The organism is Carnobacterium sp. CS13 (genome assembly GCF_016653495.1).
GTDB lineage: Bacteria > Bacillota > Bacilli > Lactobacillales > Carnobacteriaceae > Carnobacterium_A > Carnobacterium_A antarcticum.
This window is the reverse complement of sequence record NZ_CP067364.1, coordinates 993,274-1,007,472: the sequence shown is the minus strand read 5'-3', so window position 1 is coordinate 1,007,472 and position 14,199 is coordinate 993,274. Positions and strand designations below refer to the sequence as shown.

The 14,199-nt window shown below is 38.4% G+C and carries 13 protein-coding genes; 1 reads left to right on the top strand and 12 read right to left on the bottom strand.

Annotated features, from left to right (window positions below):
- Positions 1 to 100: 100 nt before the first annotated feature.
- The 4 genes from plsX to JHE06_RS04825 all read right to left on the bottom strand — a co-directional run bounded on the left by plsX (position 101) and on the right by JHE06_RS04825 (position 5,549).
- On the bottom strand, positions 101 to 1,114 hold the full coding sequence (gene plsX / locus JHE06_RS04840) for a phosphate acyltransferase PlsX (protein ID WP_058918339.1): 1,014 nt from the start codon (positions 1,112 to 1,114) through the stop codon (positions 101 to 103).
- Between the two features lie 83 nt (positions 1,115 to 1,197).
- Complete coding sequence (recG, locus tag JHE06_RS04835; protein ID WP_201089632.1) at positions 1,198 to 3,246, bottom strand: ATP-dependent DNA helicase RecG; 2,049 nt, start codon at positions 3,244 to 3,246, stop codon at positions 1,198 to 1,200.
- 206 nt (positions 3,247 to 3,452) lie between these two features.
- Positions 3,453 to 5,129 (bottom strand): DAK2 domain-containing protein, encoded by a 1,677-nt coding sequence (locus tag JHE06_RS04830; protein ID WP_201089630.1) that lies wholly within the window; start codon positions 5,127 to 5,129, stop codon positions 3,453 to 3,455.
- 57 nt (positions 5,130 to 5,186) lie between these two features.
- Positions 5,187 to 5,549 (bottom strand): Asp23/Gls24 family envelope stress response protein, encoded by a 363-nt coding sequence (locus tag JHE06_RS04825; protein WP_058918336.1) that lies wholly within the window; start codon positions 5,547 to 5,549, stop codon positions 5,187 to 5,189.
- A gap of 419 nt (positions 5,550 to 5,968) precedes the next feature.
- Between JHE06_RS04825 and rpmB the strand changes: the two genes are divergently transcribed.
- Entirely contained in the window at positions 5,969 to 6,157 is a 189-nt protein-coding gene (gene rpmB, locus JHE06_RS04820; RefSeq protein WP_058918335.1) for a 50S ribosomal protein L28, read from the top strand.
- Positions 6,158 to 6,211: 54 nt separating this feature from the next.
- Here the strand turns inward: rpmB and JHE06_RS04815 are convergent, their stop codons facing one another.
- From JHE06_RS04815 to def, 8 genes are all read right to left on the bottom strand, one after another.
- Positions 6,212 to 6,859, bottom strand: coding sequence for a thiamine diphosphokinase (locus JHE06_RS04815; RefSeq protein ID WP_201089628.1), 648 nt, complete (start codon positions 6,857 to 6,859; stop codon positions 6,212 to 6,214).
- A 1-nt stretch (position 6,860) separates the two neighbouring features.
- Positions 6,861 to 7,511 carry a ribulose-phosphate 3-epimerase gene (gene rpe / locus JHE06_RS04810; RefSeq protein WP_058918333.1) on the bottom strand — a complete coding sequence of 217 codons (651 nt, stop codon included), beginning with the start codon at positions 7,509 to 7,511 and terminating at the stop codon, positions 6,861 to 6,863.
- 11 nt (positions 7,512 to 7,522) lie between these two features.
- Complete coding sequence (gene rsgA / locus JHE06_RS04805) at positions 7,523 to 8,422, bottom strand: ribosome small subunit-dependent GTPase A (protein ID WP_082664150.1); 900 nt, start codon at positions 8,420 to 8,422, stop codon at positions 7,523 to 7,525.
- Between the two features lie 154 nt (positions 8,423 to 8,576).
- Complete coding sequence (gene pknB, locus JHE06_RS04800; RefSeq protein ID WP_201089941.1) at positions 8,577 to 10,583, bottom strand: Stk1 family PASTA domain-containing Ser/Thr kinase; 2,007 nt, start codon at positions 10,581 to 10,583, stop codon at positions 8,577 to 8,579.
- A 2-nt stretch (positions 10,584 to 10,585) separates the two neighbouring features.
- Complete coding sequence (locus JHE06_RS04795) at positions 10,586 to 11,335, bottom strand: Stp1/IreP family PP2C-type Ser/Thr phosphatase (RefSeq protein ID WP_058920193.1); 750 nt, start codon at positions 11,333 to 11,335, stop codon at positions 10,586 to 10,588.
- A gap of 37 nt (positions 11,336 to 11,372) precedes the next feature.
- Positions 11,373 to 12,749 (bottom strand): 16S rRNA (cytosine(967)-C(5))-methyltransferase RsmB, encoded by a 1,377-nt coding sequence (gene rsmB / locus JHE06_RS04790; protein ID WP_058918330.1) that lies wholly within the window; start codon positions 12,747 to 12,749, stop codon positions 11,373 to 11,375.
- Complete coding sequence (fmt, locus tag JHE06_RS04785) at positions 12,739 to 13,692, bottom strand: methionyl-tRNA formyltransferase (protein WP_201089626.1); 954 nt, start codon at positions 13,690 to 13,692, stop codon at positions 12,739 to 12,741. The genes rsmB and fmt overlap by 11 nt, the downstream gene beginning before the upstream one ends.
- Positions 13,689 to 14,183, bottom strand: coding sequence for a peptide deformylase (gene def / locus JHE06_RS04780; protein ID WP_201089624.1), 495 nt, complete (start codon positions 14,181 to 14,183; stop codon positions 13,689 to 13,691). Before def ends, fmt begins: the two co-directional genes overlap by 4 nt.
- Positions 14,184 to 14,199: the final 16 nt, after the last annotated feature.

Sequence of the window (14,199 nt, the reverse complement as noted above, 5' to 3'; positions counted from 1 at the left end):
CTTTTATAAAAATGGTTCACATCTGACATATTTATTTTACAGATTCTTAGCCGCAATGTCTAGGCTTTTTTAAGCTTTACCGATTTAGGCCATTCATTCTTTATTTTTCTTGATCCGTATTTTTCGTTTCAAACTGTTCAACTAAATCGTCAATAACTTTTGAAGCCAGCATTTCGTGAATTTGTTTGATCGTAAAATAAACAGCTTCTTTTTCAGTGGAACCATGTGTTTTAACAACCGGTGCTTTAACGCCGAATAAAACTGATCCGCCGTGTTTTGAATAATCTAACACATCTTTCATGCCTGATAGGCTATCTTTCATTAACAAGCCGCCCAACTTCGCTTTTGGACCATTGTCATAGATAGCACTTTTAATGAGCTGCATCATAGATAAAGCTGTTCCTTCAATTGTCTTCAAGACGGCATTGCCTGTGAAACCGTCGGTAACGACAACATCTGCTACACCATTTAACAGTTCGCGGGCTTCAACGTTTCCAATAAAGTGAATGCTTTTATCTGCCTTTAATAATTGAAAAGCACGTTTTGTTATATCATTCCCTTTATTCTCTTCCGTTCCGTTGTTTAATAGACCAACTGTCGGATGTTCAACACCACGTACAAATTTAGCATACTCTGTTCCTAGAATAGCATATTGATGAATATTCTCAGGTTTTGTATCGGCATTTGCACCAACATCCATTAAAGTAAAGGTGCTGTTTTCTTTAGTCATAACCGGTAAAGTAACCAATAAACCTGGACGATCGATTCCTTTGATTCGGCCAATAATCAATAAACCGGCAGTCAACAATGCTCCTGTATTACCTGCTGAAAATAACGCATCTGCTTCTTTATTTTTTACTGCTTGCGCAGCTAAAACCATAGAAGCTTTCTTTTTACGGCGGATAGATCGAACAGGATCGTCTTCGCTATTGATTTTTTCATCTGTATGCACGATTTTAATATTAGCTTCACCATCTAAATACTGATTGATAGCCACTTCGTCTCCATATAAAATGAATTCTATATCTTTAAATTCTTTGGCTGCTAATACGATTCCTTCAACAATTGCTTTTGGTGCATTATCTCCACCCATTGCGTCTACTGCAATTCTCACTCTAGTTGCCTCCTTCTATCTTTCCTGCTGTTTTTAAATTCATATTGATCTGCCTTTATAAATAGACTCTTGCCGTTTCTCACTTAGTTGAAATTGAGGCCTGCTAAGTTATCCACTCCAACCGCTTTTCGCAATTCTTCATAAGCTGGATTGGTTAAGAAATCCGGTTGGTTGACCAATTCGGAAGCTTCTTGTCTAGCAGCTTCTAGGGCTCCAAAATCGCCAACGATATCGCCTATTTTAAAATCAGGCAATCCTGATTGTTTTGAGCCAAACAAGTCTCCTGCACCTCTTAATTCTAAATCCTTTTCGCTTAAGACAAAACCATCTGTCGTTTCAGTCATGATTTTCATCCGTTCCATACCCGTTTCACCTTTTGGATTGGCAACCAGAATACAATACGACTCTTTATGACCACGGCCTACACGTCCTCTTAATTGGTGCAGTTGAGATAACCCAAAACGATCTGCATCATAAATGACCATAGTAGTTGCGTTTGGCACATTGACGCCCACCTCGATCACTGTCGTTGAGACGAGGACATTCAGTTTATTATCTTTGAAGTCTTGCATAACGGCTTCTTTTTCAGCAGGTTTCATCTTACCATGCAATAACCCTACTTTATAGCGCGATGCATAATAAGCGGTTAATTTTTCATAAATATCTGTTGCATTCTTGACGTCTAAACTTTCAGATTCTTCAATCAAAGGGCAAATCACATAAGCTTGCGAACCTTTTTTTAGTTGGTTCTCAATAAATTCTAACGTATGTTCAAAGTTCTTAGGCCTCGTCCAAGTCGTTTCAATTGGAATTCGACCAGCTGGCAATTCATCAATAATAGAAACATCCATTTCTCCATAAGTCGTGATGGCTAACGTTCTAGGAATAGGTGTTGCTGTCATAAACAACACATCTGGTTCTTTTCCTTTATCGCGCAATATTTTCCTTTGGTTAACGCCAAAACGGTGTTGCTCATCCGTGATGACTAAACCCAGTCGAGCAAAGTGAACATCTTCTTGAATCAACGCATGTGTTCCAATAATGACATCCAATTGTCCATTAGCTAGTTCTTCCAAAATAACTCTTCGCTCTTTTGTTTTAGTTGAACCGGTCAATAACGCCACTCGGACTTCCAGAGGATCAAATAACTGATCCAAACTTTCCATATGTTGTTCGGCTAGAATTTCAGTTGGAACCATCAGGGCAGATTGATACCCCGCATTGGCTGCAGCAAATAATGCGATAGCCGCCACGATTGTTTTGCCGCTCCCTACATCACCTTGTAACAAGCGATGCATATGATTAGGCTGTCTTAAATCTTTGCAAATTTCATTGACTACTCGTTTTTGAGCTGCAGTCAACTCAAAAGGCAGCGACTCAATAAAACGGCGCAACGCCTTGACATCATATTTGATTTGCGTGCCTTGTCCAATTAATTTTTGTTTTTTGCGTAAAACTTGCATTTTAAGTTGGTACAATAAAAATTCTTCAAATACAACTTCTCTTCTAGCCTGCTTTGTCTGTTCTTCTGATGCTGGGAAATGCATGGCATAGATAGCGGCTTGATGAGAAACCAAACGATATTTTTGTCTCAGAAAATCAGGAATGATCTCTGGAATCAATTCATGATAGTTTCGATAGGCTTCTGTAACTAAATTGAAAATCGTTTTTTGTTTTATATTTTTATTTGCTCGGTAAATGGATTCAAATTCATTGTCTTGTTCCGATGAACCACCGCCAAGAATTTTGATTCCTGTTAAACTTTTTCGTTTTGCGTCCCATTTTCCGAAAACAGCTAACTCTTCTCCTGCAACAATTTTGCTTTTTAAATAAGGTTGGTTAAAAAAAGTAATTGAAATCACTGCATGTTCAATTACCAATCGGAAAGAAAGGCGATTTTTTTTAGGGCCAAAACGACTGACTACAGCTTCAGAAACTACATTTCCTTTCAATGTCACCTTTTCTTGGTCTTCTATTTCCAATAGATTTTTTTCTTGAATATCTTCATAGCGAAATGGATAGTGTGAAAGCAGATCTAGTACAGTAAAAATACCTAATTGCTGTAAAGCTTCAAGGCGTTTTTCGCCAACATAGGGAAGAATAGAGACAGAATCATCAATTGATTTACTCATAATAGACACCAGCTGATCATTATTTAATTAGTGAACCTTTTTTTGATCAAGCTGCTGGTTATCCCCCCTTTATTCAAATTCCTTATTTAAGCTATCAACGACCTTTTATTTATGTAACGCTAAAGACAACTTTAAAAATAGGCAAAAATAATTAAATATAATTAAATATTTTTATTATTTCTGCCTATTTCAATTTAGTCCATCATTTATTCTACAGACAATAGATAAGGGTATACTGGTTGTTGTCCTTCGTGAATTTCGACTTCTACGTCTTCATAAAGGCGTTCGATTTCAGCAGCAATCTCTTCTGCTTCATTCATGTCTCCGTCTTCTCCTAATAAAATCGTAATAATCTCACTATCATCTGAAATCATTGATTTAAGAGTTTCAAGAGTCGCTTCTTTACGGTTTGTTTTAGAAAATTTGATTTTACCATCAATAATTCCCATAAAATCGTCTTTTTTAATACTAACGCCATCAATCTCTGTATCCCGAACAGCCGTCGTTATTTGACCGCTGACAACGTTTTCCAGCTCTGTGCTCATTTCTTTTTTGTTGGTTTCCAAGTCATTCAGCTCATTAAAGGCTAACATTGCTGTCATTCCTTGTGAAACCGTTCTGCTTGGTACCACAACAACTGGAACTTCGCTCACTTCAGCCGCTTGTTCAGCAGCCATAAAAATATTTTTGTTATTTGGCAAAACAATTACTTTTTCTGCGTGAATGGATTCAATCGCTTTTAAGATATCTTCCGTACTCGGGTTCATGGTTTGTCCGCCACTAATAACATAGTTTGCCCCTAAGCTCTTAAACAAGTTTTGGACTCCTTCGCCTGCCGCAATTGCAATAACGCCGTAAGGAATTCTTTCAGCAGGTTGAGCCGGTGCTTGAGCATCTTCATTTTCTAAAATCGTTTCATGTTGTACGCGCATGTTGTCTACTTTGATTTTCATTAATGAACCAAATTCTTGACCATAATTCATGACTTCACCGGGATGTTCAGTGTGGACGTGAACTTTGACGATTTCATCGTCAGCCACAACTAGAAGAGAATCTCCAATTTCATTTAAATGATTACGGAAAGTATCGTAGTCAAAATCTTGCTTCACAGTTTCTCCTTCACCGATTTTAACCATAATTTCTGTACAGTAACCATACTTAATATCTTCTGTCGCAATATGGTGAGAAACACTGCGATGGTGTTCTGCATTAACCATTTCAGTCATTTCTTGAGGTGACGGTTGATAAACTTCATCTTCACTAATTTTTCCTGATAAAACTTCCAAGAATCCTTCGTAAATAAACAGCAACCCTTGTCCGCCACTATCAACGACGCCTACTTCTTTTAATACAGGCAATAAATCAGGTGTTTTTGCTAGAGATTTTTTAGCTCCGCGAACGACCGCTTCCATCACTTCAACAACATCATCAGTTGTTTTCGCCTTTTTTTCTCCAGCCTTTGCTGATTCACGAGCAACCGTTAAAATAGTTCCTTCAACTGGCTTCATCACTGCTTTATAAGCTGTTTGTACTCCATTTGTGAAGGCTGCAGCTAAATCTTTTGCTGCTAATGTTTCTTTCCCTTCGATTGCTTTACCAAAACCTCTAAACAATTGCGACAAAATCACTCCTGAATTACCACGAGCTCCCATTAACAATCCTTTTGATAATGCTGCAGCTAATTGATCTACTTGTTCTGAAACAGTCGTTTCAACGGCTTTAACTCCACTTGCTAAAGATAAATTCATGTTTGTTCCTGTATCTCCATCTGGAACGGGAAAAACATTTAATGAATTGACATATTCCGCATTTGTATCTAGACGCTTGGCTCCAACAGATACCATTTTACGAAAATGCTTCCCTTCTAACTCTGTAACATTCACCACTATATCCTCCTTCGTCACTCTACTGTTTCAAGTGACTGTGACAATTTCATTTTATTAGTCATTTAAGACGCGAACACCTTGTACGTAAACATTTACTGCATTAGCAGATATACCAAGCATTGATTCCAAATTATACTTTACTTTTTCTTGGACGTTACGGCTTACTTCAGATATTTTTGTTCCATAACTTACGATAATATAGACATCCACTGCCACACCGTTGTCTTCTTGACGAACAACTACGCCTCGTGAATAATTTTCTTTTTTAAGTATATCATTTAAATTATCACGAATTTGGTTCTTGCTTGCCATTCCAACAATTCCAAAGATTTCAGTTGCGGCTCCTCCAACAACTGTCGCAATAACTTCATTTGAAATATCGATTATGCCAAATTGTGTTTTTATTTTAACTGCCATGGTAAAAAATCCTCCTTTTGGCTAGCCAGCCATGAATTACTACTCCATATTTTATCATAGCCAAGAGAATAAGAAAAGGTTAATGATGAAATCTCACGCGTTCTCTCATGCTTTCATTAGTTTTCTCCTCACTAGGCGACTGCTTTTGAGCATTAATTTGTATTTATGTGAAAACAAGAAGAAATCCCACTTTTGAGTTCAAGGTTTCCAATTGAGCAGCTCTTCTTCAGATAAACTTAGAAGTTCATTTTGCATGATCATTTTTATCCTGTCGTGTTTTTATTGATCTGCTGTCAAGTAAAATTCCTTGAAAGAAAAACGTTGCATATCTCCTCTAGTTATGATAAATTAATTGAGTATGAGTATGAGTGTATAGATTGAAGCCTTGCTTCGAGATATCGGCAAAGGAGGAAAGAATAATGGCTAAAGTATGTGTCGTAACAGGACGTAAAGCTAAAAGTGGTAATAACCGCTCTCACGCTTTAAACAAAACAAAACGTACATGGGGTGCTAACTTACAAAAAGTTCGCATTTTAGTTGATGGAACACCTAAAAGAGTTTGGGTTTCTACTCGCGCTCTTAAATCTGGTAAAGTTGAACGCGTTTAATTTCATGAAAAAGTAGCCTGCCAATCGCAATTGGCAGGCTACTTTTTTGTTTTTTTAATCTTTGCTTTGAATAACGGCTACTATACCTGTTTTAAATGAAAAACGAGTCGTATCTGACAAAAATTCATTACTTGCTAAAGAAGTAGGACATGCGAAATCAACTTCATTTAGAGGATATTTTGCATCAACTAAAGTTAATTTTTTGACAGGAGTCAGACAAATAAAAGCTACGTATTTTTTGTCTTGCTCTTTTTTTATTTCGTAATTTCCTGGAGAAAAGTAAGCAAGGCTGTTTTTGCTGTCTATTAAATGTATTTTCGAAAGATAAGGTTTGAGATCAGGCTGAAAAACAAGCCAAAGATTATTTAAAAAATGATCTATTCTCCCCCCAGTTGCTCCGTAGATGCTTACTTTTGTCGGATTGAATTCACTAAAAGCTATCTTCACAGCAATTTCTGTATCGGTCGCATCTTTTTCAGCTTGAAAGGTACGCACATCGCGTACTTTCTGTTTCACTAATCCTAATTCTTCTTTCGTAATCGAATCAAAATCACCCAAGGCAATCGCGGGTTGAATACCTAAAGCCAATAGTCTGACCGCTCCGCGATCGACACCGATCCAAATGAGCTCTTCATTGATTAAACTGCTAATGTCAGGAATGAATGCTTCAGGTCCTCCTACCATAATAGCTATGTGTGTCATTTTAACGGATCGCATCCTTTAAAGCAGCCAATCGTTCATTCGGATGATCGGCGTCATAAATATAAGAGCCTGCCACAAAAACATCTGCCCCTGCGCCTTTGCACAATTCAGCTGTCTCAGGCACAATTCCACCATCCACTTCAATTTCGTATTGATAATCATTTGCTTTTTTTAATTCATTCAAATCGGTGATTTTCTTCACCGTTTCCTTGATGAAACTCTGTCCTCCGAAGCCTGGATTCACAGTCATCACCAATACCATTTGCACTTCACTTAAAACAGGAATAATAGCGTCAACGGACGTTCCCGGGTTGATCACGACACCTGCTTTAACGCCATTGGCTTTAATCAATTGAATAGCCCGATGAATATGGGGAGTGCTTTCAACATGGACAGTAATAATATCTGCCCCTGCTTTTGCAAAAGCCTCAATGTAATTTTCTGGGTTTTCAACCATTAAGTGGCAATCCAGCGGCAGTTTAGTAATGGGCCGAATAGCAGCCACAATATTCGGGCCGAAGGTTAAATTAGGAACAAAACGGCCGTCCATAACGTCTACGTGGATATAATCTGCTCCTCCTGCTTCGACTAATTGGATATCTCTTTCTAAGTTAGCAAAATCGGCACTCAAAATCGATGGTGAAATTTTCATAAATTGATTCCTCACTTCTCTTTTTTTGTGTATCTTGGTTTTCTATCTTCGATCTCTTCAAGAAATTGTAAGTAATGTTGGTAACGATAAGCTTGAATTTGACCTTCTGCTACCTCTTTTTGAACTTGGCAACCAGGTTCTTTGCGGTGCATGCATCCTCTAAAACGACAACGATCTTGTACGTCAACAAATTCCGGAAATAATTCTGGCAACTCAGCTGCTTCGATTTCCAAAAAATCAATTGAACTGAATCCTGGAGTATCTGCTACAAGTCCGCCATATAAAGGGATCAATTCAACATGTCGCGTTGTGTGTTTGCCGCGTCCAAGAGCAGACGAGATCTCTGCCGTTTCTAAATTTAATTCGGGTGCAATTTCGTTTAAAAGTGTTGATTTCCCTGCTCCGGATTGTCCCATAAAAACGGTCAAATGATTAGGAAAATAAGCTGTCAACACTTCTTTTGCTTGTTCATTCCCCATAACTTCTGGGAGAACAACAGGATATCCGATAGCCTCATACTGTTCTTTTAATGCCACCACTTCTTGAAGCTGTTGTTCGTCTAGTAAATCAATTTTAGTCAGATAAATCACTGCTTCGATTGCTTTGTCTTCTAACGTCACCAAAAATCGGTCCAGTAAATTGGTTGAGAAGTCTGGTTCTATTGCTGACATGACAACGACACCTAAATCAACATTGGCTACAGTTGGGCGGACCAATTCATTTTTGCGCGGCAACAGTTCTTTCAAGATGCCTTCCTCTTTATTGCCGCTTTCAAATTCAACATAATCTCCCACCATGGGTGTTAACTTGCGTTTCCTAAAATTTCCCCTACCACGTGTTTGATAAGTCTCACCTTCAAAGTAAACATAATAAAAACCACTTAAAGCTTTTCTGATTTGTCCTTTTGGCACGCTGCTCCTCCTCATACTGCTTTCATTTCTACTCTACTGAATCATGAAAGAGATTGCAATAGTTCTATTTCTTTATTTTAGCATCAAAAAACCCGAAAGACTAGTTTGCATGTCTTTCGGGTTTTAAAAAATATTATGGAGATCTCATCACCCTTTAAGGTGCGACATCTGTTTTTTCTTCAATTGCTTCTCCATCACGGATGATTCGATAACTGCCTTTACTGCCTTCTTTTAAAACAAAAGGCAAATCAAGTTCAGTATCTTCAGTAATTTCGAATTGTTGGTATACCGTCTCTAATTTATGTTCTTCGTCTTCAATATAAATAGTGATTTCATTTGGCAGGAGTTGTTCTTCACTACTGCTTTCACTTGCACTATCTTCTGTGCTCTCTGATGATGAAGCCACCGGCTCTTCTACTTTTTTGTATGGTATTTTAACCGTCTTTGTAAAAGTATTTAGCGGTATTTCTTCTGGCCCTTGTGAAACCACCACCGAAATACTAGCTCCGCTATACAGTACTTCTCCAGCTGCCGGCTCTTGTGAAATAACCTGACCTTTTGTTACATCATCTGAATATTCACTAGTAATCGTCACATTTAGATTTTTTTCATTAGCATAATCTTGAACACCTTTTTCAGAGTATCCAGACAAATCTCTTATTTCAAATCCAGCTTCGCCCGTACTAACAGTGAAAGTCACGGTCGTTTCACTAGGCACAACCTCTTGATCTTTATAAATATCCTGTGAGATAATCAGCCCTTCATCAACCGTATCGCTACTTTCATCGACGCGGTTGATAACAAATTTCTGCTCCCTTAGCTCTGCGCGGACTTCCTCATAGGGTTTTCCGGTGTAATCCAAAAAAGTTATGGTTTCTTTACCTGAGCTGACCAATAAGTCTACAGAAGAATGTTCCTTGATGCTGGAACCATTCTTAGGATTCGTTTGAATTACCAAACCTTCTTCGACCTCATCATCCGCTTCTTCAATAACTTTCCCTAAAACCAATTCATTGGCTGCTAATACTTTGGTAGCCTCTTCTTCTGTCATTCCTGACAAATCAGGCACTGAAATGTCTTTAGGAGCCGTTAATGCAATTGCGAAAAATGTGCCTAGCCCCAAAATAAGCAAACCAAGCAGTACCAGCCATAGTACTTTTCGTTTTTTCTTTTTAGGTTTTTGGTCTTTATTCGTTTGATTTGTTGTGTTTTCTTTTCCCGCTGCTTCTTCTCCATCTGATTTTGGGCTCGTTACCGGAACGGTGACCGGCTTAATAGGTTCTATCACCTTTGTTTGTTCTATCATGCTTGCTGGAACAAATTTTGGTTCATTGATTCTCTGAGCTGATAAAGAAGTTGCCAAGTCTGCTGCCATTTCATGGACAGAAGGATAGCGATCTGCGGTTTCTTTAGCAGTCGCTTTTAACACAACATTTTCTAACGCTTGAGGAATGCGATGGTCATAGTCTTTTACAGATGGCACGGTTTCTTGAAAGTGTTTCAACGCAATTGAAACTGCTGATTCTCCATCAAATGGCACATTTCCTGTTAACAGTTCATAAAGAATAATGCCCAACGAATAAATATCAGATTGATTTGTTGCCATCCCACCACGGGCTTGTTCGGGCGAAAGGTAGTGAACCGAGCCTAAAAGAGAATTCGTTTGTGTAATGGACGTTTGTGATAAAGCGACTGCAATCCCAAAATCAGTAATCTTCACAACACCTGTCTCGTCGATCAAAATATTTTGCGGTTTTAAATCCCGATGAATGATTCGATTATGATGGGCATCCGCAACTGCTGAAAGCACTTGACTCATAATATCAATGACTTTTTGATAAGGAATGGGAAAATAGTTGTGTATGTATTTTTTTAAATCCATTCCTTTTACATACTCCATTACAATATATTGATTATGGTTTTCTTCGCCAATGTCATAAACACTGACAATATTTGGATGAACCAATTCAGTTGCTGCTAAAGCTTCACGTTTGAAACGACGTATGGTATCTTGATCTTCTCGGAAATCATAGCGCAATACCTTGACGGCTACATCCCGGTCAAGGATCAAATCATGTGCTAAGTAAACATGAGCCATCCCACCGCCACCAACAGTACCGATAATTTTATACCGACCATTTAATTTCTTGCCAATTTCCATCACTATTCTCCCTCCTTTCTCTCAGTAAAGTCAGTCAGCATGACCGTTATGTTGTCATAACCTCCGCGGGCATTTGCAAGAGAGACCAAACTTGTCACTTTCTCTTCAAGAGACATATGGCTATCGCTTAATATTTCTGCAATTTCTTGATCTTCTACCATATTGGTTAAACCGTCCGAACACAGCAACAGTTGATCTCCTTCAAGTGCCGATACCACCATTAGATCAGCATTCACTTCTTTAGAAACCCCTAATGAACGTGTTAATACATTTTTTTGAGGATGATTTAAAGCACCTTCAGTAGAAATTTCACCACTTTTCAACAATTCATTAACCAATGAATGATCTTCCGTAAGCTGCTTCAATCGGCCAGCCATGTATTGGTATGCACGGCTGTCTCCGATGTTTGCTACCACGAACTGGTTATCAATAAATGCCGCAGCTACAAGCGTCGTTCCCATACCTTCTAAATCAGGAAATTGATTTGACTTTTCTACGATTCGTTCATTTTCTCTTTTAATACGATCCTGTATCCACTGACTTACTGCTTCTATTGTATTTGTTTCGGTCTTTTCCCAAGCATGTCCTAAATGAGATACAGCCATTTCGCTTGCTACGTCTCCGGCTTTATGGCCGCCCATGCCATCGCATAAAACAGCCAAAGTAATTCCTTGTTGATTCACAAAGTAACCAGCAAAATCCTGATTATTTTTTCTTCGTTTTCCAACGTCACTACGAAAAACAATGTGCATTTTTTCACCTCGCCCATTTTTCAAAAAATAAAATTTCTTATTTGCTTTTTTTCTTTAAACAACTAATGAAAAAACCATCGGTTCCAAAATCTTGTGGATAGATTTGAAGTAAATCATCTTTGATGTTTGCAGATAGATTTTCTTCTACAGCAACGGACACTTTTTCAAAATTAGGATGGTTCTTTAAAAATGCCTCTACTGTTCCTTGGTTTTCTTCAGCAGTGATCGTACATGTACTATAAACCAGCAAGCCATCTACTTTTAGTTTCGGCGCTACATTTGTCAAGATGGCTAATTGGATTTTTTGCAATTGCAGCAAATCTTTTGGTTGTTTGGTATATTTGATGTCCGGCTTTCTTCTCATTAAACCGAGACCTGAGCATGGTGCATCCACTAGAATACGATCAAAAACTTCATCTTCAAATACTTCGTCTACTTTTCTAGCATCAAGTGTTCTGCCTTCAACCACTTTATCGACGTGTAATCTTTTAGCATTATCTTGAATCAGCTTTACTTTATGAGCATGTAAGTCAAGAGCAGTCACTTTACCACCAGCTTCAGCTGATAAATAGGACGCGATGTGAGTCGTCTTTCCTCCAGGAGCTGCACAAGCGTCAAGTACTTGATGATGAGACTCAATTTGCATTGACGGAGCCACTAACATGGAAGACTCGTCTTGGATCGTTAATTGTCCTGATTGAAATAGCGGTGAAGAAGCAAAATGACCTCCATTGCTAATAATACCCACAGGCGAAACCTTGCTTGGTCTGACATCAAATCCTTCTTCTTGCATGGCTTCTAATGCTTCAGCAACCGTTAGAAAGGGCACATTTACACGAGCACTTGAATGGCTCGGAATTAAAAGAGCTTCTCCTAGTTTTTTTGTTTCTTTGAAACCTATTTCTTCTACAAATTTTTCAATGAGCCATTTCGGCATGCTTACTTCAACACTCAAACGTTCAATTGGGTCTTGAATGGCTGAAATGCTCTTAAAACCTTTTCTTTCAGCGTTTCGTAAAACTCCATTGATAAATTTACTAACTCCAATATGGCTTTTTTTCTTGGCTACTTCCACCGCTTCAAACAAAATAGCATGTGCCGGAATTTTATCTAAATAAATCATTTGATAAATAGATAAACGCAATAAATTGCGAACCCAACTATCGATTTTTTTATCTTTGCTTAAAAATGCTGATAAGTAATAGTCTAATGTTAATTTACGCTGCAAAACTCCGTAAACCAATTCTGTTAACAAGCGAGCATCGGCTGGGCTTAAGTTGTTTTTTTGAATCGCTTCATTCAATAGCAAATTCGAATAAGACTGATTCTCATCTGTTTTTTCTAAAATAGACATGGCTAAATAACGACTTGTTTTTTTAGTATTGCGTTTTTGAGGATTTTGATTAGTTTCCATTGTCGCCTACCATTTCTCCAACTCTTAATTGGCTTCCTACTCCGCTTAAAAAAGCTGTAGTGGTCATTTTACTTTTTCCAGCCGGCTGAAGTTCATTTACTTGCACAACTGTTCGTTCTCCGCATGCAACCATAAAGCGTTCTTTTTCGATTTGTATGATCGTTCCCGGTTCTTTATCGGTGTCATCGTCCAAGGGTGTAACATCCCAAACCTTTAAGCGATTGCCATTTAAAGATGTATAGGCTCCTGGCCAAGGACGCATACCGCGTACTTGCCAATCAATTTCTTTAGCTGATTTACTCCAATCGATCAGCTCTTCTTCGGCTTTGATATTTGGCGAATATGTTACTTTTTCTTCATCTTGCTTTACTGGTGTAACTTTTCCTGCTATTAAGTCTGGTAATGTGTCGATCAACAAGTCTCTGCCTAAACGACTTAAGCGTTCAAAAAGCGTTCCTACATCATCTTTTTCTGTGATTTCTAACGAGCGTTGGCTTAAGATATCCCCGGCATCCATTTTCTTTTCCATATACATAATCGTGACGCCTGTTTCTTTCTCGCCTTTGATCAAAGAATAATGAACCGGAGCTCCGCCGCGATATTTAGGCAGCAGAGATGCATGCACATTGATAGCACCCAGTCGTGGAGCAGATAATAATTTTTGCGGTAAAAATTGCCCAAAAGCAGCGGTTACGATTAAATCAGGTTGCAGCTCGATCACTTTCGCCATTTCTTCAGACCCAGAAATTTTTTCAGGCTGCAACACTAAAATCTGATGCTGGAGTGCTGCTTCTTTCACTGGTGTCGGTGTCATAACTTTTTTTCTGCCTACAGGCCGGTCAGGTTGCGTTACTACCGCAGCAATATCGTACCCCTCATCAATCAAAGCCTCTAAAATAGGCACAGAAAAAGCAGGTGTTCCCATAAAAACGATTTTTGTCATTCGCCATTCTCCTCCATATACGTTTCTAACTCTTCAGGCTGGATTTTTTGAATAATTTTATCCGTAAACAATTTCCCATCTAAATGTTCTAATTCATGCTGAAAAACGCGTGCGAGATAATCTTCCGCTTCAACCTCATACGCTTCGCCCTCACGATCAAAATAACGGATCACAATGTTATCTGCTCGTTCAACTGTTCCATAAATTTCAGGAAAACTTAAACATCCTTCTACATCAACATTTTTTCCAGATACTGTAATAATTTCTGGATTGATCATTTCGAATAAACCCGTTTCTTCATCGACTTCTACTAAAGCAATCCTCAAGGAACGGTTCACTTGGGGCGCCGCAATGCCGATGCCATCGCTTGCTACCATCGTTTCGTACATATCATCCATTAATTGAAGAATTTCATCAGTAATTTCGACTACTTCTCTTGCAGCCTTTGTTAATATTGGCTCAGGATATTTTACAATAGGCAATACTGCCATGGTTTAGCCTTCTTTC